The 478-nt window shown below is 67.2% G+C and carries 1 pseudogene; it reads left to right on the forward strand.

The window, feature by feature from the left end:
- Window positions 1-478: pseudogene (locus SB754_RS19235) on the forward strand (shikimate 5-dehydrogenase); the annotation flags it as partial.

The raw sequence follows: 478 nt of genomic DNA on the forward strand, positions 1-478 counted from the left end.
CCGGGGCCTGCCCATCCGCGGCTGCGCCGTCTCCATGCCCTATAAGGAAGACGTCATCGCCCTGGTGGACCGGATGGACCCCTCGGCGCAGGCCATCAACTCGGTCAATACGATAGTGAACGACGACGGCGTCCTCACCGCGTACAACACCGACTACCTGGCGATCGCCCGGCTGCTGGCCGATCACCATGTGCCGGTCAGCTGGTCGGTGCTGCTGCAGGGTTCCGGAGGCATGGCCAAGGCTGTCGCCGCCGCACTGAGCGATGCCGGGTTCTCCGATGTCACGATCGTGGCCCGCAATGAGGGCACCGGCAGGGCGCTGGCGGACCGCTACGACTTCAACTGGCAGGCCGAAACCGCCGGCGCCGCGGCCGACCTGCTCATCAACGTGACCCCGCTGGGGATGGCCGGGGAACATGAAGAGGTGCAGTCCTTCAACGATGCTGCGGTCGGTGCGGCCCGGACGGTCTTTGACGTG

This window comes from Leifsonia sp. SIMBA_070 (genome assembly GCF_046534635.1).
Classification (GTDB): domain Bacteria; phylum Actinomycetota; class Actinomycetes; order Actinomycetales; family Microbacteriaceae; genus Leifsonia.